The organism is Aurantiacibacter gilvus (genome assembly GCF_038289935.1).
Classification (GTDB): Bacteria; Pseudomonadota; Alphaproteobacteria; order Sphingomonadales; family Sphingomonadaceae; genus Alteraurantiacibacter; species Alteraurantiacibacter gilvus.
The window spans coordinates 1317654-1337541 of sequence record NZ_JBBYHV010000001.1; the positions used below are offsets into that span (position 1 = coordinate 1317654).

At 63.6% G+C, this 19888-nt stretch carries 20 protein-coding genes; 8 read left to right on the forward strand and 12 right to left on the reverse strand.

What is annotated here, in order from left to right:
• Nucleotides 1-21 precede the first annotated feature (21 nt).
• Nucleotides 22-786, forward strand: coding sequence for a nucleoside triphosphate pyrophosphohydrolase (gene mazG / locus AAEO60_RS06460; RefSeq protein WP_341672831.1), 765 nt, complete (start codon nucleotides 22-24; stop codon nucleotides 784-786).
• Here the strand turns inward: mazG and hflX are convergent.
• From hflX to dusB, 8 genes are all read right to left on the reverse strand, one after another.
• On the reverse strand, nucleotides 783-2114 hold the full coding sequence (hflX, locus tag AAEO60_RS06465) for a GTPase HflX (protein ID WP_481125111.1): 1332 nt from the start codon (nucleotides 2112-2114) through the stop codon (nucleotides 783-785). The genes mazG and hflX overlap by 4 nt on opposite strands.
• Nucleotides 2114-2683, reverse strand: a complete 570-nt coding sequence (gene hfq / locus AAEO60_RS06470; RefSeq protein WP_341672832.1) for an RNA chaperone Hfq — start codon at nucleotides 2681-2683, stop codon at nucleotides 2114-2116. Before hfq ends, hflX begins: the two co-directional genes overlap by 1 nt.
• Nucleotides 2684-2861: 178 nt before the next feature.
• Nucleotides 2862-3746, reverse strand: a complete 885-nt coding sequence (locus AAEO60_RS06475) for a hypothetical protein (protein WP_341672833.1) — start codon at nucleotides 3744-3746, stop codon at nucleotides 2862-2864.
• A gap of 96 nt (nucleotides 3747-3842) precedes the next feature.
• Nucleotides 3843-5231, reverse strand: a complete 1389-nt coding sequence (gene ntrX, locus AAEO60_RS06480; protein ID WP_341672834.1) for a nitrogen assimilation response regulator NtrX — start codon at nucleotides 5229-5231, stop codon at nucleotides 3843-3845.
• Between the two features lie 20 nt (nucleotides 5232-5251).
• Nucleotides 5252-7480, reverse strand: coding sequence for a sensor histidine kinase (locus AAEO60_RS06485; RefSeq protein WP_341672835.1), 2229 nt, complete (start codon nucleotides 7478-7480; stop codon nucleotides 5252-5254).
• 69 nt (nucleotides 7481-7549) lie between these two features.
• Entirely contained in the window at nucleotides 7550-8959 is a 1410-nt protein-coding gene (locus AAEO60_RS06490; protein WP_341672836.1) for a sigma-54-dependent transcriptional regulator, read from the reverse strand.
• A 12-nt stretch (nucleotides 8960-8971) separates the two neighbouring features.
• Nucleotides 8972-10042: a two-component system sensor histidine kinase NtrB gene (locus tag AAEO60_RS06495; RefSeq protein ID WP_341672837.1), complete on the reverse strand. Its 1071-nt coding sequence runs from the start codon at nucleotides 10040-10042 to the stop codon at nucleotides 8972-8974.
• A complete protein-coding gene (gene dusB / locus AAEO60_RS06500; RefSeq protein WP_341672838.1) occupies nucleotides 10039-11058 on the reverse strand; it encodes a tRNA dihydrouridine synthase DusB in 1020 nt (339 codons plus the stop codon). Before dusB ends, AAEO60_RS06495 begins: the two co-directional genes overlap by 4 nt.
• Before the next feature lie 82 nt (nucleotides 11059-11140).
• Between dusB and AAEO60_RS06505 the strand changes: the two genes are divergently transcribed.
• From AAEO60_RS06505 to AAEO60_RS06515, 3 genes are read left to right on the forward strand one after another with little or no spacing between them, the layout of a single operon-like run.
• A complete protein-coding gene (locus AAEO60_RS06505) occupies nucleotides 11141-12304 on the forward strand; it encodes a bifunctional 2-C-methyl-D-erythritol 4-phosphate cytidylyltransferase/2-C-methyl-D-erythritol 2,4-cyclodiphosphate synthase (protein WP_341672839.1) in 1164 nt (387 codons plus the stop codon).
• Between the two features lie 12 nt (nucleotides 12305-12316).
• On the forward strand, nucleotides 12317-12838 hold the full coding sequence (locus AAEO60_RS06510) for a hypothetical protein (protein WP_341672840.1): 522 nt from the start codon (nucleotides 12317-12319) through the stop codon (nucleotides 12836-12838).
• Between the two features lie 10 nt (nucleotides 12839-12848).
• Complete coding sequence (locus AAEO60_RS06515; RefSeq protein ID WP_341672841.1) at nucleotides 12849-13343, forward strand: CinA family protein; 495 nt, start codon at nucleotides 12849-12851, stop codon at nucleotides 13341-13343.
• Here AAEO60_RS06515 and AAEO60_RS06520 read toward each other — a convergent pair.
• Both AAEO60_RS06520 and lipA read right to left on the reverse strand, forming a co-directional pair.
• Nucleotides 13304-13765, reverse strand: a complete 462-nt coding sequence (locus AAEO60_RS06520) for a type II toxin-antitoxin system RatA family toxin (RefSeq protein WP_341672842.1) — start codon at nucleotides 13763-13765, stop codon at nucleotides 13304-13306. The genes AAEO60_RS06515 and AAEO60_RS06520 overlap by 40 nt on opposite strands.
• Nucleotides 13765-14706, reverse strand: a complete 942-nt coding sequence (gene lipA / locus AAEO60_RS06525; RefSeq protein WP_341672843.1) for a lipoyl synthase — start codon at nucleotides 14704-14706, stop codon at nucleotides 13765-13767. Before lipA ends, AAEO60_RS06520 begins: the two co-directional genes overlap by 1 nt.
• Nucleotides 14707-14800: 94 nt before the next feature.
• Here lipA and AAEO60_RS06530 point away from each other — a divergent pair, with 94 nt between their 5' ends.
• From AAEO60_RS06530 to AAEO60_RS06545, 4 genes are read left to right on the forward strand one after another with little or no spacing between them, the layout of a single operon-like run.
• A complete protein-coding gene (locus AAEO60_RS06530) occupies nucleotides 14801-15448 on the forward strand; it encodes a carbonic anhydrase (RefSeq protein WP_341672844.1) in 648 nt (215 codons plus the stop codon).
• The gene (locus AAEO60_RS06535; protein WP_341672845.1) at nucleotides 15445-15774 is read left to right on the forward strand and encodes a low molecular weight protein tyrosine phosphatase family protein; all 330 of its coding nucleotides are present in this window, start codon (nucleotides 15445-15447) and stop codon (nucleotides 15772-15774) included. Before AAEO60_RS06530 ends, AAEO60_RS06535 begins: the two co-directional genes overlap by 4 nt.
• Before the next feature lie 58 nt (nucleotides 15775-15832).
• Nucleotides 15833-16549: an NYN domain-containing protein gene (locus AAEO60_RS06540; RefSeq protein WP_341672846.1), complete on the forward strand. Its 717-nt coding sequence runs from the start codon at nucleotides 15833-15835 to the stop codon at nucleotides 16547-16549.
• Between the two features lie 60 nt (nucleotides 16550-16609).
• Nucleotides 16610-17407 carry a DUF1206 domain-containing protein gene (locus AAEO60_RS06545; RefSeq protein ID WP_341672847.1) on the forward strand — a complete coding sequence of 266 codons (798 nt, stop codon included), beginning with the start codon at nucleotides 16610-16612 and terminating at the stop codon, nucleotides 17405-17407.
• Here AAEO60_RS06545 and AAEO60_RS06550 read toward each other — a convergent pair whose 3' ends face one another.
• A complete protein-coding gene (locus tag AAEO60_RS06550; RefSeq protein ID WP_341672848.1) occupies nucleotides 17408-17917 on the reverse strand; it encodes a hypothetical protein in 510 nt (169 codons plus the stop codon).
• Nucleotides 17917-19728, reverse strand: coding sequence for a DNA mismatch repair endonuclease MutL (gene mutL, locus AAEO60_RS06555; RefSeq protein ID WP_341672849.1), 1812 nt, complete (start codon nucleotides 19726-19728; stop codon nucleotides 17917-17919). The genes AAEO60_RS06550 and mutL overlap by 1 nt, the downstream gene beginning before the upstream one ends.
• Between the last annotated feature and the right edge of the window lie 160 nt (nucleotides 19729-19888).

The window sequence follows — 19888 nt, forward strand, 5'->3', positions numbered from 1 at the left end:
TCATTCCAATATTCTTGAGCCATGACTGACCAGATATCCCGCCTCCTCTCGATCATGGCGCGCCTGCGTGATCCCGAAACCGGGTGTGAATGGGATGTCGCGCAGGATTTCTCGACCATTGCGCCGTATACGATCGAGGAAGCTTATGAAGTAGCCGACGCCATCGAGCGCGCCGACATGGAAGACCTGCGCGGCGAACTTGGCGACCTGCTGCTGCAAGTCGTCTTCCACGCCCGCATAGCCGAGGAAGCCGGCCACTTCGAGTTCAACGACGTTGCGCGAGCCATTTCCGACAAGATGGAAGCCCGGCATCCGCACATCTTCGGCGACGAAGGCGGCGTGATGGACGGCAAGCGCTGGGAAGACCTGAAAGCGGCCGAGCGCGCCTCAAGCGGGTCTGAAAGCGCCATGGACGGCGTCGCAGGCGCGCTGCCCGCACTGTTGCGATCAGACAAACTGCAGAAGCGCGCAGCGCGCGTCGGTTTTGAATGGCACGACGTGAAAGGACCGCGCGAAAAGCTGCTCGAGGAGATCGGCGAGCTGGAAGCAGCCACAACGCCAGAAGAACGCGAGATGGAAGCCGGCGACATTCTCTTCGTCGCTGTCAACATCGTCAGGCGTTTCGGCGTCGATCCCGAAGCAGCCTTGCGCGCCTCCAACAGGAAGTTCGAGCGCCGTTTCCGCGAGATGGAGCGCCTCGCCGCCGCAGACGGCCTCGTCTTCGCGGATCTCTCGCTCGACGAGCAGGAAAGCTACTGGCAGCGCGTCAAGCGCGCCGAGAGCTAGGCGTCCAGCGCCTCGAACCGGCCGAGTTCCTTTTCGGTCAGCCGCACGTCGATTCGGCGCATTGGGCCATCATCGCCATCACCGGCCTCAACCTCATCCAACACTTCGCCATGCGCGTGAAGCCAGGCGATCCGAGCGCCGTCGCTGGCGGGGACCAGCAGCGAATGCAGGCGCGCACCTTCGGTCAGCACGGCCCCGAGACGTTCCCGCAAGGTTTCCAACCCGGCACCGGTGACGGCAGAAATGGCCAGCACCTTGTCGTCCGCTGCGGCGACGGCCCCCAGCTCCTCGGCGTCTTCGGGCGAGAGCAGGTCGAACTTGTTCCACACCTCGATAATCGGGGTACTCCCCCCCTCCCCGTCGCCTTCGTCAGCCACGACGCCAAGGTCACCGAGAACGTTCAACACCTGCTTCTTCTGCGCGGCGGTGTCGGGATTGGCGATGTCGCGGACGTGGAGGATGATATCGGCGGCAGTCACCTCTTCCAGCGTGGCACGGAAGGCAGCGACCAGCTGGGTCGGCAGGTCGGAGATGAACCCCACGGTGTCCGACAGGATGGCTTTCTCCACGCCCGGCAGTGAAATTGCCCGCATCGTGGGGTCGAGCGTGGCGAAGAGCAGGTCTTCCGCCATGACATCTGCGCCCGTCAAACGATTGAAAAGTGTTGATTTACCCGCGTTTGTATAGCCAACCAGAGCGATAACCGGCCAGGGTGCCCTTCCCCGCCGCTTGCGATGCAATTCGCGGGTCTTGCGCACCTGTTCCAGTTCGCGGCGCAGCTTGCCCATGCGATCGCGGATCATGCGGCGGTCAGCCTCGATCTGCGTTTCGCCCGGACCGCCAAGGAAGCCGAAGCCACCGCGCTGGCGTTCGAGGTGGGTCCAGCTGCGCACCAGGCGGCTCTGCTGGTAATCAAGGTGGGCCAGTTCGACCTGCAGGCGACCTTCCGCCGTCGAGGCGCGCTCGCCGAAGATCTCGAGGATCAGGCCGGTACGGTCGATGACCTTGCGCTTGAGCTTGTCTTCGAGGTTGCGCTGCTGGATCGGCGAAAGCGCGCCGTCGACGATGACCAGCTCGGCCTCGTGCAGTTCGCAGTCGGCGGCGATGCGTTGGACCTGGCCTTCACCAAACAGGGTATTCGGGCGCACTTCGCGCACCGGCAGGATGTAGGAGTGCGCGACGACAATGCCGATGGCGAGCGCCAACCCCTCCGCCTCTGCAAGGCGGGCAACAGGATCGTCTTCGCGCCGATGGCTGCGAATGTCGGGGCAGATGACGAGGGCCCGCGCACCGCGCGTGACCTCGCCTTCGATGTCATCGTCGAAAATCAGTCGTCGCTTTCGTTGTCGCCGTCATCATCCAGGTCATCGGTCAGGTCGACATGACTGGCGGGCTGAATGGTCGACACGGCGTGCTTGTACGCGAGTTGCACGTATCCGTCACGCTCCAGCAGCATGCAGAACAGGTCATAGCTGGAGATGCGGCCCTGCAGCATCACGCCGTTGACCAGGAACATGGTGACCTGCACCTCCGCCTCACGCACACGCGACAGGAAAATGTCCTGCAACAGGCGCTGCTTGCGGTTGCCGTCCGGGCCGCTGCCAAACTGCTCGGCATCCATAGGGACGCCCGGCATGATGGTGGAGATCGCGTGCTTGTAGACCAGCTGCGATTGCCCGTCCCGCCGCAGCAGGATGGAGAAGTTGTCGAACCAGGTAACGATGCCCTGCAGCTTGACACCCTTCACCAGGAACATGGTGACGGGGGTCTTCTCGCGCCGAAGGTGGTTGAGGAAGACGTCCTGCAGGTTGGCATTCTTGCCCGTTGCAGGTGGCTTGCTTGCGGGTTCCGCTTCTCCCACTGGTCGCGGGCGAGCGGAGAGGGTGCCTTTGGTCATTTGCCTGACTCCTGTATCTTCTTGTTGGCGAGCCTTGGCCCGCATTCTGGTGCCGCCGTGTGACAATCACAGGACTCACCGGGTAACACTTCTTGTGCGACGCAGCATAACCTCGTTGCCAGATGGCTTACAAGGACGATTATACAAGTTTTGTCGGCCTTAATTGTAGCAGCTTGTATCAGCCGGCCACATTCTCGCAGGCAATCCGGGTGGTACTGTGCGAATCCCGCCGCACGCTGCCGCTACGATCCCGGACCAGGGTAAAGTCGTAGAGATTGCAGTAATCGGGGTTTGACGGATCGCGCGCGGCAATGGCGGCATCGCGGCGCTGGCCGACCACGCGCCCGTTCTCGATCTTGTCGCGCCAGCCAGAGGTGACGTTGATACGCATGATCTGCCAGTCGATGCCGCTGGTCGTCCATGCTTGGCGGAACATGGCGATGGCCGCCGGGTCGGTCGTGATCGCAGAGGGCATGCGCACATTGCGCGCGGCCGCCAGTTCGGCAGCATCCTCAGCCGCCAGAGCGCCGGCCCGCGAACCGCCAAGCTCCGCCATGGCAGCCTGCACCTGCGACCGCGCTACGGCAAAGCTGCCATCCTGCGGGAAAAGGTGCGTCGCGGCGTAGAGATAGACGTCGTAGGCGAGCAGGAAATTGTAGGCCGCATCGCCGCGCCCGACCCCAGTAACCAGGCTGCGCGCCTGCTCGATCAGCTGCGGAACCGATTGCACGGCGCCCTGATAATGCATCCGCAAGCCCATCAGCATAGCCTGCTTCTGGGCATCAGGCAGGGCATCGTAACCGTCGCCCATGACGCGATCTGCCAGGTCGCGGTAGGCTTGCACCTCCCGGTCGACACGCTCGTCGTCAGCCGGGGTGACGGTGGTCGTGTCGATCCGGACACCCAGGCGCTGGCTATCCATGATGAAGTCCTGCAGCACTTGTCCGCTTCCAGCGCCCACTTGCAGCGCGGGCAACAGGGCCGGCGCTTGAGCTCCGGCGACCGCCGGAACTGCTGCGGACAGCAGGCACAGAACCGCGGAAACAGTGGCGATAGAACGCATCTCGACCTCCATGAAACAGGAGGACCAGATGTCATCTGCTGCCGTTTCCCCTCAATACCACAAGCGTGGGATGTGGTTGACGCGTGTCGGCCAGCCCTATTCCTTGTCGTCGTCGTTACTGCTGCGCTCGTTCATTCCGAGCAGCTTCAGCTTGCGGTGCAAGGCCGAGCGTTCCATGCCGATGAACCCAGCAGTCTTGGAAATGTTGCCGGAGAAACGGCGGATCTGGATGCGCAGGTATTCCCGTTCAAAGCTTTCGCGCGCCTCGCGCAGGGGAACGCCCATCAGGGAAGAGATACCGCCTCCGTTGTCGTCCGAGCCGCCGGTAATTTCCGACGGCAGCATTTCCGGCGTGATCTCGCTGAAGTTCTCTCGCGGCGCGAGGATGACCGTCCGCTCGATGACATTGCGCAGCTGGCGAACATTGCCGGGCCAGTCGTAGGCCTGCATGGCCGCCAGCGCCTCGGGCGTGACAGTCGGCGGCTCCAGACCTTGCTCGCGCGCATAGCGGGTGAAGAAATGCTCGGCGAGCGCGGGGATGTCGTCACGCCGATCGCCCAGTGGCGGGATCGCAATCGGGACCACGTTAAGCCGGTAGAACAGGTCCTCGCGGAAACGCTTTTCCTCGATCTCGGCGAGCAGATCCCGCGCAGTGGAGGACACGACGCGCACGTCCACACCGACTTGCCGATTGCCGCCGACGCGCACGAAGCTCTGGTCAGTCAGGACGCGCAGGATGCGCGCCTGGGTGCTTTCCGGCATGTCCGCCACCTCGTCGAGGTAGAGCGTGCCGCCATCCGCCAGTTCCAGCAGGCCGGCACGAACCAGCTTGCCTTCGGCTTCCTCGCCGAACAGTTCGTGCTCGAAACGCTCAGGCGTGATGCGCGCGGAATTGACGCTGACGAATGCCTTGTCGGCACGCGGGCTCCAGGCGTGCAGCAAGCGTGCCGCGACTTCCTTGCCCGCCCCGGCCGGGCCGCTGATCAGGACGCGACTGCCGGTATTCGCGACGCGCTTCAACGTCGCGCGCACGCTGTTGATGACGCTGGAATTGCCGGTGAACTCGTCCGGCGAGGCCATGCCTTCGCGCAGGCGTTCGTTCTCGCGGCGCAAGCGTTCGGTCTCGGTCGCGCGTTCGACCAGGTGGAGCAGTTTCTCGGCCTCGAACGGCTTTTCGATGAAGTCCATCGCGCCGCGGCTGACAGCGGACACGGCCGTGTCGACATTGCCGTGTCCCGAGAAGATCAGCACTGGCAGGTTGGGTTCGCGCGCCTTGATCGCATCGAGCACTTCCAGCCCGTCCATCGGGCTGCCGTGCAGCCAGACGTCGAGCAGTACCAGGCTGGGTCGCCGTTCGTCGACCATGGCCAGGGCAGAGACACTGTCGCCGGCCGTGCGGCATTCATAGCCTTCGTCGCTCAGCACACCGGCGACGAGATCGCGGATGTCGCGTTCGTCATCGACGACAAGGATGTCGAGTGCCATTCAAAGGTCTCCTAATGTAATCATTCGGCGGCCTCGTTGTGCTCGCCGGTTTCGGTCGGCCGAATGGCGAACCGTAGTATTGCCTGGGTGCCGCCGTGCTCGCGCGGCGAGAATTCCAGGTCGCCAGCGTGTTCCTCGACGATCTTCTTGACGATCGCGAGGCCCAGCCCGGTGCCCTTCTCGCGGGTCGTGACATAGGGTTCGAACACGTTCACCCCGCTCTGCGGCAAACCCACGCCGTTGTCGCAAATGGTGATCGCCAGGTGATCGCCCTCAATCGCCATGCTGACATCGATCCTGCCGCGCCAGTCAGCCGCCGCGTCGGGAACGCGCGCATCGACCGCCTCGGCAGCATTCTTCAACACGTTGGTCATGGCCTGGCCAAGCTGGTGGCGATCGCATTCGATTGGCGGGATCTGCTCTTCGACACTGAAACCGTAGGTGATTTCCGGATGGGCGACTTCCTGCAGGAACAGCGACTGCCGGACGAGGTCGACCGCGTCTTCCTGCCGGAATACCGGCTTGGGCAAGCGCGCAAAGCTGGAGAATTCATCGACCATCTTGCGCAGGTCACCCACCTGCCGGATGATCGTACCGGTTAGCTCGTCGAACAGCTCGACGTCCTTCTCGATCTGCTTGGAATAGCGACGCTTGAGGCGCTCTGTCGCCAGCTGGATCGGGGTGAGCGGGTTCTTGATCTCGTGGGCGATACGGCGCGCCACGTCGGACCAGGCGGCCTGCCGCTGGTCGAGCAGCTGGCGGGTGATATCCTCGAAGGTGATGACGAAACCGCCTGCTGCCGGGGCTAGCTGCACGGCCAGCGTCAGCAACTCCCCGGCGCGGCTCATCTGGATGATCTCGCTCTGGGTGCCGTCTGCCACCAGTTGCGCCAGCTGCGGCGCGATTTGGGCCAGCTCGGTGTTCACCGGCATAGGGCCTTCGCTGTCCAGCAGCAAGCGTTGGGCCGAGCTGTTCATCAGCAGGATGCGCCCTTCCCCGTCGATCGAGATGATCCCGGCGGTCACCGATTGCAGCACGGCCTCGATCAGCGCGCGGCGTTCTGCCAACTGGTGGTTGGCGCCGATGAGCGCGTCGGTCTGTCGTTCGATCTGCGCCGACATGCGGTTGAAGGCGCGGTTTAGCAGGCCGATCTCGTCCGTCCCGGTGCGCCCCGATACGCGCATGGCATAGTTGCCTGCCCCGATTTCCTGCGCAGCGTTGGCAAGGTCCGCCAGCGGTTTCACTTGCCGGTCCGCAAAACGCAAAGCTGCCCATACCGCAAGCGCCACCAGCGCCAGCGATACGCCAAACAGCGCGAGGTTGAACTGCAATTGCAGGACCCGCGTCCGCAGGATGAGGTCGTCATAGGAATTCACGACGTTCTGCGCCTGGCGGTACAATTGTTCGGCTTGCGGCCGCGCGTCTCGCGCAACATACAGGTAGAGATCAAGCTCGCGGTCAAGCAAGGATACCGCCTCAATACGCTCGGGCGAGGAAGAGACGATGTACGATTGACCATCGCGCAGCGGAGCAACGCTCTCTGCGGCAATTCGTTGACGGGCGCGGTCGTCCTCGGGGTCAGCAAGCGCGACCAGGCGGCTCTCGCCGTCTTCGGTCAGGCGAATGATCGCTCCTTCGCTCAGGCTGCGGTTGTAGACTTGGGAGACGAACTGATCGGCGAATTCGGGGCTCGATACGGGCACGCTCTGCATGATGAAGCGCATGTCGCTGGCCATGAGCACGGCATTGTCACCGACATTGCGAAGGTTCTCGTCATAGTAACCCTGCGCCACATTGTTCGCATTTTCGAGCAACCCGCGAGAATCGTCGCTGAACCAGAAAGCCACACCCGACTGGAACAGGATAGAAGCGAAGACCGCGACGAACAAAGTCGGAATCGCCGCGATCAGCGAGAAGAAGAACACCAGGTTCACATGCAAGCGCGCGGTTGTGCCCCCTGCCCTCCGGATGGCAATCCGCCTCCCCCATAGGACAATCAGCCCGAGCGAGGGCAGCAAGGTGCCCACCAGCATGGCGGCAGCCTGCGCGGAAGGAACAGGATCGCCTTCGTCCGGCCGACCGGAGAAATAGATCCAGACCGTCAGCAGCATCGCCGCAAGCGCCAGGTAGCAAAGCGCTTCCAGCCACATGAACAGGTTGATCCGGCGCGCGGTAACCGCCGCCTGGCGCAGCAGGCGCGAGCGTTTGGCCGTTGTGGATGCCGGATCGTTAATGGGCTCGGACGCCATGTTGCAGGCATACAACAGGGCTGTTGCATCAGGGCAAGTGAAAATTGTGAGCTAGCCCCAGCAATGCGACTAACCGCGCGCGAAAGCTTCCGGATCGATATCCAGTTCGGACAGTCGCTTGCGCAGGGTGTTGCGGTTGATCCCCAGCATTTGCGCCGCTTTCAACTGATTTCCACTGGTCCGTGACAGGGCATGGGCGAAGATGGGACGTTCCAGTTCGGCAAGTGCCGTATGGTACAATTCCCCGTCGGCAATGTCCTGCGCTGCCAGCCACTGCGCCACCTGTTCGCCGATATCGCGCGCCTCGCTCGCATCGGTCCCGGCCTGTCCGCTGTCCAACAACGAGCGCACGGTGTCCGCGTCGATCACGTCCTCGCGCGCCAGCAGGGCCGCACGGAAGATCAGGTTCTGCAATTCGCGCACGTTGCCGCGCCAGTATTGCTTCTCCAGCAGGCGGGCCGCGTCAGCGCCAAGCGTGCGCTTGGGCAGGCCTTCGCTTGCCGCACGAACAAGGAAATGCCGCGCCAGCGGCGTGATGTCGTCCGGCCGTTCGCGCAACGGCGGCAATTTGATCGGCACGACGTTGAGCCGGTAATAGAGGTCCTCGCGGAAATCGCCGCGCGCAATCATTGGTTGCAGGTCGCGATTGGTAGCGGAGATGATCCGCACGTCCACGGCGATTTCATCGTTGCCGCCCACGCGCCGGATGCGGCCCGATTGCAGAGCGCGCAGCAGGCGGGTCTGGGCTTCGGCAGGCATGTCGCCGATCTCGTCGAGGAACAGCGTGCCGCCGCTGGCCTGCTCGAACTTGCCGATGGAGCGCGTGGTGGCGCCGGTGAAGGCCCCCTTCTCGTGTCCGAACAGTTCGCTTTCGATCAGTTCGCGCGGGATCGCCGCCGTGTTCACTGCCACGAAGGGACCGCCCTTTCGGTTGCCCAACTGGTGGATCGCTTCGGCTACCAGTTCCTTGCCCGTACCGCTCTCGCCCAGCACCAGCACCGTCAAATCATTGTGCAGCACGCGGGTGATCATGCGGAAGACTTCCTGCATCGGCTGGCTGCGACCGATCAGGGGCAGGCCTTCCACCGTTTCACCATCCTCGCCGGCAGAGGCGCTGCGTGACTGCACGGCCTGCAGGGTCGCCCGGACAAGCTCGTCGAGGTCGAAGGGCTTGGGAAAATATTCGAAGGCCCCGCGCTCGGTTGCGCGCACGGCTGTATCGAGCGTGTTCTGTGCCGAAAGGATGATTACCGGCATGTCCGGATAGTTGTCGCGCACGGCACCCAGCGTTTCGATGCCGTCACCGTCGAGCAGCATGACGTCGGTCAGCATGACGCTGTATTGCCGCTCCGCCAGCGATTCATCGCGGCAAGCGACCGTGTCGCACGTGTCGACCGACAGCCCTTCGTCTTCCAGCGCGGCGCGAATGACCATTGCGATCGCGTTATCGTCCTCCACCAGCAGCACGTTGTGGCTCATCTCTCGCTCTCCCTAGCGGGCCATGGGCAGGTGGACACGAAAGTGCGTCCAACCGGTGGCTTCGTCGCGTTCGTGACTGATGCGCCCGTCCATGTCGCGCACCAGCTTCTGCACCAGCGCCAGGCCAAGGCCCTGGCCGTTGGTCTTGTTCGAGACAAACGGCTCGAAAATGTCGTCGCGAATGGCCGGATCGATACCGGGGCCGTTGTCGCTGACCTGGATTTCGATCGGCAATTTTACCGGCCGCCCCAGCCGGATCACGTTCATCACCAGCCCGCTGACGAAGCGGGTCTGCACCGTCACTTGCGGAGCGACGTTGTCGGCACAGGCATCGCGGGCATTGGCCATCAGGTTGACCAGCACTTGTACCAGCGCACCCTCGTTGGCCAGCACCGGCGGCAGCGAGGGGTCGAACTCCTCGCGCCAGGCGATGGCGCTGTCGCTGGCAATCTTCACCGTCTCGTAGGCACGGTGGATCGCGGCGTGCAGGTTGACCGGCCCCACCGGCTCCGCCCGTTCGCGACCGAGCCGCTGCATGCGGTCGATCAGCTGGGCAATCCGGTCCACCTCGTCGGCAATCAGGTCTGTCAGCGGCTTCTGCGTCTTGCCCGCCTTGCGGCCAAGCAATTGCGCCGCGCCGCGAATGGCCGCCAAGGGATTCTTGATCTCGTGCGCCAGAACGGCGGGCCCGCGCAGGGTCCCGCGCCGCTCGGTCTCTTCAAAGCGCTCACCCTGGGTAGCATCGGAAAGCGTGGCCACCCGCCAGCCCGGATGACTGTCGAGCGCGGAAAAAGTCAGATTCACGCGCAAGTCACGCTTGCCGACCTTCACGTCCAACCCGCGCGCATAAAGCTGCGCGCCGGGCAGCTTCAGCCGCTCCAGCAGGTCCTCGTTTTCGAAGGTGATAACCTCGCCGAACTCGCGCCCGAGCATGCGCTGCGAACCCAGCCCGAGCAGGTCTTCCGCTGCCGGATTGACTTCGCAGATCTCGAGGTCTGGTGACAGCAGGAGCAGGGCGAAACTGAGCCCGTGGATCTGCGCCCGTGCAGCAGGAAGCGCCGGATCGGCCCCGGTCTCGCTCACGCGGCGCGGCGCCTCAGGAAGGGTTCGTAGAACTGCTCCAGCTCTTCCAGCACCAGCTTCGCATCGTCGATGAAGTTCACCTTGTTGCGGAAGTCGGCGCTGCCGTGCATCCCCTTGGTGTACCAGCCCAGGTGCTTGCGGGCGATCTTCACGCCCACGTTCTCGCCGTAATGGTCGAGCATCTCGTTATAGTGCTCCACAACGGTCTCGTACTGTTCGTCGAAGCTGGGGCTTTCGAGCATTTCGCCGGTCTTCCACCAGTGCATCACCTGCCCCAGCAGCCACGGCCTGCCATAGGCCCCGCGCCCGATCATGAGCCCGTCCGCGCCGGACTGCTCCAGCGCCGCGGCAGCATCGCGGATGGAGCAGATGTCGCCATTGACGATAACCGGGATGCTCACGGCTTCCTTCACCTTGCGGACGAAGGACCAGTCGGCATTGCCCTTGTACATCTGGTTGCGTGTGCGCCCATGGACGGTGATCATCTTCACGCCCAGGTCCTCGGCAATCTTGCTGAGTTCGGGCGCGTTGAGGCTCGCGTGGTCCCAGCCCATGCGCATCTTCACCGTCACCGGCACCTTCACCGCCTTGACGGTGGATTCCATCAACTTCACGGCGAGCGGTACCTCGCGCATCAACGCGCTGCCGGCATACTGGCCCACGACCTTGCGCACCGGACAGCCGAAGTTGATGTCGATCACCGCCGCGCCGTTGTCTTCCTGCATCCTGGCAGCTTCACCCATCGATACCGGGTCGCACCCGACAAGCTGCATCGATACCGGCTCTTCCGTCGGATGCCACTCGGCCTTCTGGATCGACTGCCGGGTTTCGCGAATCGCCGCTTCGCTGGCGATCATCTCGGTGACATTGAGGCCAGAGCCATAGCGCCGCACCAGGGTGCGGAACGGACGATCGGTCACACCCGTCATCGGCGCGAGCACGACCGGGCAGTCGATCCGCACGGGACCGATGTCGATGGGCATGATTGCCGGAGGGGTTGGGACTTCGTTACTCATATTCACCAGTGTGCCTAAAATATGGGCAGGCGCATAGTGCATTGCTAGGGCGCACTCAAGCAGGTAGCTCGCGTGGCGCATTATGACTGACGCTTCCCCTCCCCCTGCCCCTTCCATCGCCGCCGTCATCGTGGCTGCGGGCAAGGGCCTGCGCGCGGGGCAGCCGCTGCCCAAACAGTTCGCCCCTTATCGTGACAGCACCGTGCTGCGTTCCGCCGTGGAGGCGCTTGCTGGCGCCGGCGTCACGCGGTTTGCCGTGGCGATCCCCGAAGGGGCCGACGAGATCGCCAGCAACATTCTTGCCGGGATCGACGGCGTGATGTTGGTCACCGGCGGCGCGACTAGGCAGGAAAGCGTGGCGCGCGGGCTGGAGGCACTCGCCGCTGACGCCCCCGATCTGGTGCTGGTCCATGACGCCGCCCGCCCGGACTGCCCGCCCGACGTGGTGGTACGGCTGGTTGATGCCCTCGCCGCCCGGCCCGGCGCAATTCCTGTCCTGCCCGTCGTCGACAGCATGGTCGTGGCCGACGGCGACCTCATGGGCGCGAACGCCGAGCGCGAGAAGCTGCGCCGCGTGCAGACACCGCAAGCCTTTCGCTTTGGCGATATCCTCGCCGCTCACCGCGCATGGCCTGGCGAGCTCACGGCTGGTGACGACGCACAGGTGCTGCGCGCCTTTGGCGGCGATGTGGCGCTGGTCGATGGCGACGAACGGCTGCACAAACTGACTTTTGCGGAGGATTTCGTGACTGCGAGCAAACCTGCCCTGTCCGTCCGCGTCGGGTCCGGCTACGATGTCCACCGCCTTGCCGCAGGCGAAGAGCTATGGCTCTGCGGCGTCAGGATCGACCATGACAAGGGGCTTGCCGGTCATTCCGATGCCGATGTCGGGCTGCATGCCGTGGTCGATGCCGTGCTCGGCGCGATCGCGCAGGGTGACATTGGCCAGCATTTCCCACCCACCGATCCGCAATGGAAGGGCGCGCCCTCGGCGCGGTTTGTCGAACATGCGGTGAAGCTTGCAAGCGAAGCAGGTTACGTAATCGGCAATGTCGACCTGACACTGATTTGCGAGGCGCCCAAGATCGGCCCGCATCGCGATACCATGCGCGCGCGGCTGGCCGAACTGCTTGACGCAAGCATCGAACAAGTCAGTGTAAAAGCAACCACGACCGAGAAACTCGGCTTCACCGGGCGTGGCGAAGGCATCGCTGCCCAGGCCGTTGCCACCCTGGTCGCCAAGTAAAGGAGTCCTCGCATGCAGATCCGCCGTAAGATCGCCACCGCGCTTGCCGCTGCCGCCACCGGAGCCCTGCCCGTATCTGCCGCCGCGCAGGAAGCCTGCCTCACCGAAACCCAAGTCAGTGCCATGGTCGTCTACGGCGTGCCGCTGGCCATGGGCGGCCTCCAGCAGAGTTGCGGCGAAGTGCTGTCACCGGACGGCTTCCTCGCAACCGGCGCGCCGGCAATGGCAGACCGCTATGCCGCGCAGAGCGACGCCGCCTGGCCGGATGCTTTCTCCGCCTTCCTGAGCTTCGCCGGATCGGGCGGCCAGGAAGGCGTTTCCGCCATGCGCGAGATGCCGGAAGAGGCCCTGCGCCCATTCCTCGACGCCCTGATTACCGGCCTGATCGCCAACGAAGTGAAACCGGAAAAGTGCGGCAACATCGAACGCCTGCTGGAGGTACTCGCTCCGCTCGAACCGTTCGAGGCTGGTCGTCTCGCTGCCGTGATTGCTGCGATGGCTGGCGTGGAAGACCCGGAAATCTGTGATAGCTGAAGGGACCGACGTGGACTCCTTACTCCCCCCCGAAATCGTCGACCTTGCCCGCCGCGTGGTCGAGGAAAACACCGCTGCCGGTCGCAAGGTGACACTGGCGGAAAGCTGCACCGGCGGCATGGTGGCTGGTGCCATAACCGAAATCCCCGGCAGCTCGGCCGTGCTCGATCGCAGCTATGTCACCTATTCCAACGAAGCCAAGATGGGCGACCTCGGTGTCGATTCCGACATTATCGAGGCCTTTGGCGCCGTCTCGGTCGCCTGCGTCTATGCCATGGCCAAGGGCGCGCTGGAACGCAGCGGAGCGGACGTGGCCGTGGCGATCAGCGGGATTGCGGGGCCTGACGGCGGCAGCGAACTCAAGCCGGTCGGCACAGTGGTCTTCGCCCGGATGGTGCGCGGCGACGAGGAACCGACGGCCGAGGAAAGGCTGTTCGCCGACACCGGACGCTCCGGCGTGCGGCTTCAGGCGACGCTTTGTGCGCTGGAACTGTTGCTGCCGTAGAGCGCTTCGGCGCGGGCTTCGAAGGCGGCCACCATCTTGCGGAAGGCGCGGTCGATATACTGGCCCGCCAAGGTTTCGAACATGATGTTCTTGAAAGAGAAATCGACCGCGAAGTCGATCTCGCAGCAGTTCTCGCCGCAGTCGCGGAAGGTCCAGTTGTTGTCGAGGTCGCGCAGCGGACCGTCGATGTAGTGGACGTTGATGGAGTTCGGGCGGTCCTTCACCACCCGCGAGGTGAACTTCTCGCGCAGCGCCTTGAAGCCCACCAGCATGTCCGCCGTCATCTCGGTATCGCTGTCTGCGCGCACCCTCGTGGCGACTACCCAGGGCAGGAATTCGGGATACTTGTCGACATCAGCCACCAGGTCGAACATCTGTTCGGCCGTATAAGGCAGTCGGTGAGTCTCGCGGATCGAAGGCATCAGGCTTTGGCTGCTGCCTTTGCCAGCTTGGCTTCGCGTGCAGCTTTCATCTGGGCGAAATCATCGCCAGCGTGATAGCTGGAGCGCGTCAGCGGGCTGCTGGCGACCTGAAGGAAGCCCTTGGCCCGCGCGATGGAGCCGAAAGCGTCGAAAGCCTGCGGCGTCACGAAGTCTTCCACCTTGGCGTGCTTCGGCGTCGGCTGGAGATACTGGCCCATGGTGATGAAATCGACATCGGCACTGCGCATGTCATCCATGACCTGGTGCACTTCGAGTCGCTGCTCGCCCAGCCCCAGCATGATACCGGACTTGGTGAAGATCAGCGGATCGTGCGCCTTCACCTCTTCCAGAAGGCGAAGTGAGGCATAATAACGCGCGCCCGGCCTGATCGTGGGATAAAGCCGTGGCACGGTTTCGAGGTTGTGGTTGTAGACGTCAGGACCGGCCTCGCAGATCGCCTCGACCGCGGCGCGCATCTTGCCGCGGAAATCGGGCGTCAGGATCTCGATCGTCGTATCCGGCGTCTCGCGGCGGAGCGCCTGGATCACCTTTACGAACTGCCCTGCCCCGCCGTCCGGCAAGTCATCGCGGTCCACGCTGGTGATGACGATGTGCGAAAGACCCATCTGCGCCGCGGCGATGGCGGTGTTCTCCGGCTCCATCGGATCGACGATCCGCGGCATGCCGGTCTTCACGTTGCAGAAGGCACAGGCCCGCGTGCAGACATCGCCAAGGATCATCACCGTGGCATGCTTCTTGGTCCAGCATTCCCCGATGTTCGGGCAAGCAGCTTCTTCGCACACGGTGTTGAGGCCGAGGTCGCGCATCAGCTTGCGCGTTTCGTGATAGCCCTTGCTGACCGGCGCCTTGACGCGAATCCAGTCCGGCTTGCGCTGGCGCGGGGGGCGATTGCCTTCGGGAGCGGAAGAAAGGTCGTTCATTGCGGGCCCACTTAGGAGCCTCGCCCCGCGCGGGCAAGCCGTATGGACTTTTGGCCTCTTGCCGAATCCACAAAATGACGCCAGCGAAGGTGGCATGACTGACAAGACCCCCGCCATGAACAGCCTTGTCGATGGCTACCGTCGTTTTCGCCAGGGCGAATATTCGCGCGAACTCGATCGCTGGAGGCAGCTGACCGAAGGCCAGTCCCCGCGCACGATGATCATTGCCTGTTCGGACAGCCGCGTGGACCCGGCGCAGATCTTCGACGTGTCACCCGGCGAGCTTTTCGTGGTTCGCAACGTCGCCGCACTGGTTCCTCCGTTCGAGACGACGCCCGGCCAGCACGGTGTTTCCGCCGCGCTGGAATTCGCGGTGCAGTTCCTGAAGGTGGAACAGGTGGTAGTCATGGGCCATGGCATGTGCGGCGGCTGCCAGGCAGCGCTGACGCAGGACCTGCACGGAAACGAGCTGGGGGAAGGCGGCTTCGTCGCCAACTGGATCGACATGCTCGATCCCGTGCGCGATCCGATCGCCAAGGAACTCGGCACCAGCGGGCGCGAGGCCGAACGGGCGATGGAACTGGCCGCCGTGAAGGTGAGCCTCGCCAACCTGCGCACTTTCCCCTGCATTCAGGAGAAAGAGCCGACCGGCGAAGTGACGCTGCGCGGTGCCTATTTCGCTATTTCGGACGGTGTCCTGCACCTGCTTGATGAGGAAAGCGGCGAATTCAAACCGGCGTGATAAACGTCCTGTTCGTGTGCAGCCAGAATAAGCTGCGTAGCCCCACTGCCGAACAAGTCTTTGCCGATCATCCCGGTATAGAGGTCGATTCCGCCGGCACCAACAGCAACGCCGAGAACCCGCTGACCAACGAGTTGGTCTCATGGGCGAACATCATTTTCGTGATGGAAAAGACCCACAGGAGCAAGCTCCAGAGGAAATACCGGGCACAGTTGAAGGATGTGCGGATCATTTGCCTCGATATTCCCGACGACTTTGAATTCATGGACGGGGCACTGGTTGACTTGCTGCGAGTGAAAGTGACACGATTTATCCCCGTGGCTTAGCGGTCCTTTGTTCCATCGCTGCTTGCACTCACCTGCCCACGGAGCCATCTAACGGGCCATGCCAGAAGCAGAACTCAAGAATATCGCCCTGTTGATCGACGCCGACAACGCCAGCCATGCGGGGATCGACCCGGTGCTGACCGTGCTCGCCGAGCTTGGCCAAGTGAATATCCGTCGTGCCTACGGCAACTGGGCCAAGCCCGCGCTTGCCAACTGGAACAAGATCACCCACCGCTTCGGCCTGCAGCCGATGCAGCAGTTCGACCTGACCAAGGGCAAGAACGCTACCGACATTGCCATGGCCATCGACGCCATCGACCTGCTCAATGCGGGCAAGGTGGACGGTTTCGGCATCATGAGCAGCGACAGTGACTTCACCCCATTGGTCACACGCCTGCGGCAGGACGGGCTGATCGTCTACGGTTTCGGAAGCGCCAAGGCGCCCGAGGCCTTCAAGACCGCCTGCACCCGCTACATTGATGTCGACCAACTGATCCGCACCGCTTCGCACGATGACGACAAGACTTCATCGGAAGGCGGGCCGATCGACAACGAGCTGATCGAACTGCTGGGGGCAGCATGGAAGGCCGCCAGTCGCGATGACGAGGGCTATGCCCGGTTGCACGAAGTCGGCCAGATTGCCGGCAACCGCTCCAGCTTCGACGTGCGCAACCATGGGTTCAAACGCCTGTCAGACCTGATGCGGGCGGCCAGCGACAACTTCAAGATGGAACGCCGTGACGACAACCAGCTCTATGTGAAGCGCCTGCGATAAAGGGCCATCTCGGCACAATCTCTCCCGGCTGGCGTTGGTCCGGAAAAGAGGGAAATGTGCATGGTCGACAAATCGGAGAAATTTAACTGGCTGGTCCGCGTCGGCTATTTCAGCCGCGCAATCCTATACGCGACCCTGGGGCTAATCGCGCTCACCAGCATGGGCCGCATTGCCGATGGGACCAGCGGCATATTCCAGGCCATAGAGGATTACCCACTGGCAACCGCGATCCTGTGGCTGATGGTGGTCGGCTTGTTCGCCTATGCGCTGTTCCGGCTTGCCTCGACTTTCCTTGATATCGAGCACAACGGGAATGACTCCAAAGGCTGGGCCAAGCGGATTGGCCACGCAGGCAGCGCGATCGGGCACCTCGCCCTTGCCTACACTGCGTTCCAGTTTGCCACGTCCGGTCAGTCCAGTGGAGGTGGAGCCGAGGGCGCAGCAGCTGGCGTGCTCGCGATGCCTATGGGCGGCATTGTGCTTGGCCTGCTGGGGCTGGCTTTCCTGGGTGCAGCCGTATTTCAGGCGAAGAAGGCGTGGACGGCAGAGTTCATGCACCGCATCTCCTCTCGTGCGCCCTCAGCGACGCGCTCGATGGGCCGCGCTGGCTATGCCGCTCGCGCCGCGGTTTTCCTGATTATCGGCTGGTCACTGGTGAAGGCAGGCTTCATGTCGGGCGGCAGCGAGCAGGTGAAAACGCTGGGCGATGCTGTCGCCTCGCTGTCGGGCAGTGGCGTCTGGTTCACGCTGGTTGCCGTCGGTTTGCTGGTTTTCGGCCTCTTCAGCCTGCTGCTGGCGCGCTACCGTATCGTCCCGGACCTCGACGCTAGTGGAAATGTGCCCGACTTCCGCAGCTGATCAGGCCCCGCAATTGACCACGCCGGTACCCTGGTAAACCACCCTGTCCCACCGGTCGCGCAGCCAGACGGTACCTTCGTAGAAGACTGCACCACCATCGATGGTCTCCTCGCCAGTGCCCTTCTCCGCGATTTCGAGCCGCAGCGAATATTCGCGGCCATTATAGAGCGAGCGCGTGGCCGCAGGCAGTTCACGTGACCCGGGGTCGGCGGCCAGGCGAATCACGTCGCCGTCTATCTTGACGAAGGCATCCACTTCGCGGGCAATAACGCGCGCACCCATGCTGGTGCCGGGTGCATAGGAGCAGGCGAGGCCGTAAAGGTCGTTCGCTTCGATATCGTCGTAGAGCAGAGGGTCAGGCACGATCTCGACCATCGGTGGTGCAAGGTCGTTGGCTTCGCGAACGCGCTCCGCCAGGGCTTCGTCCTCGGCAGCCCGTTCGGCGGGAGTACGCTCATCACCGCACGCCGCCAGCAATGCCGGGGCACAGAGCAGAATCGGCCAACGCATCAATGTCTCCCGAACAACTTTTCGACATCATCCATGGACAGTTTCACCCATGTCGGTCGCCCATGGTTGCATTGCCCTGAACGCGGAGTCGACTCCATCTCGCGCAGCAGGGCGTTCATTTCGGGAACGTTCAACGTGCGCCCTGCCCGAACCGATCCGTGGCAAGCCATTGTGGCGAGCACATGTTCTATCTTCTCGCCCAGCAGCAGCGACGAACCGTGCTTGGCGAGATCGTCCGCCAGGTCGGTCAGCAGGGCTGCGGAATCGGCCTGCTTGAGCGATGCGGGCATGGCGCGCACCAGCATGGCCGAGGGGCCGAAGCGCTCGATCACCAGTCCGAGGGTGGCGAAATGATCGATCTGCTCTTCCAGCCTGTCACAGGCCGGTTCGTCCATCTCGACCACGTCGGGGATCAAGAGCGCCTGGCTGGCCGCGACCTTGTCGCCCGCGCCTGCCGCGCGCAGCCGTTCGAGCACGATCCGCTCGTGGGCGGCGTGCTGGTCGACGATCACCAGCCCGTCCGCCGCTTCGGCGACGATATAGGTGTTCGCCACCTGTCCACGCGCGACACCCAGCGGATAGTCCTCCGCTTCCTGTGGTATCGCTTCGGCTGCCTCTGCCCGGCCCTGGGGAGCAGCCAATGTCTCCCCATGGGTTTGCCACGCTGCACGTGCCTCTGCCACGCGGGAGGGAGAAGGCGCAGACCAATCCCGACCGGCAAAGATCGAACGCATTGCTGCAGGTTCGGGCGCGAGGGGTTCCGTCTGCCAGCGTCCCATGGCCCCGGCATCAGGCGCCTGCGCGCTCCGGCGGTCACCGGTGGAGAGTGCCTGTCGCAATCCGCTGACGATAAAGCCGCGCACGGCCGCCGCATCGCGGAAGCGGACCTCGGTCTTGGCCGGGTGCACGTTCACGTCGACGTCCGCGAAAGGAATGTCGAGGAATAGCGCCAGCACGGCATGGCGATCACGCGCAAGCATGTCCGCATAGGCTCCCCGCACGGCACCGGTCAGTAGGCGGTCCTTCACCGGGCGCCCGTTGACGAACAGGTACTGGTGGTCGGCAACGCCGCGGTTGTAGGTCGGCAGGCCCGCGACACCGGTCAACCGCATGACCCCCTCCTCACTCGGCCGCTCCAGTTCGATGGAAACGCCGTTGTCCGCCAGCTCGCGCGCGATGATCTGCGCCACGCGCGCTTCGGTGCTGTCACCGGCTTGCACGGAGAAAATGCGGCGGTCGCCATGTTCGAAGGTGAAGCCGACGTCCGGCCGCGCCATGGCGAGGCGACGCACTACGTCGAGGCAGGCGGCATACTCGCTGCGCGGAGTGCGCAGAAACTTGCGGCGGGCGGGAATCTTGCCGAACAGGTCCTCCACGCGGACGCGGGTCCCCGGGGGCAAGGCAGCGGGTCCCCGTTGCCCCACCGAACCATGGTCGACGACGACCTTGTGGCCGTGCTCAGCCCCTCTTGGCCTGCTCTCGAGTGTCAGCTTCGAAACGCTGGCAATCGACGGCAAGGCCTCGCCGCGGAAGCCGAGTGTGCTCACCTGCTCGATGGCTTCGTCCGGCAGTTTGGAGGTTGCATGCCGCTCCAGCGCCAGCGCCATCTCGTCCGGCGACATGCCGCAGCCGTCGTCGGTGACTTCCAGCGATCCGAGGCCGCCCTCGACAATCGAAACCACGATCCGGCTGGCGCCAGCGTCGACGGCATTCTCCACCAGTTCCTTCAGCGCGGAGGCGGGGCGTTCGACCACTTCGCCAGCCGCAATACGGTTGACCAGCGTCTCTGGAAGGCGGCGAATTTCGGGCATTTCCGCATACTATCGACCACTCGCCGCATTTTCGAGGCAGACCGGGAGAAATCTGTGTGCTTTTCGACAAATTTTTTGCCCTTTTCCCGCACGACGCGTTACAGAGCGCAACTTCACGCAAAACCTGCGGCTGCTGCGCGGAGTCCCTCCGCGAGCAAGC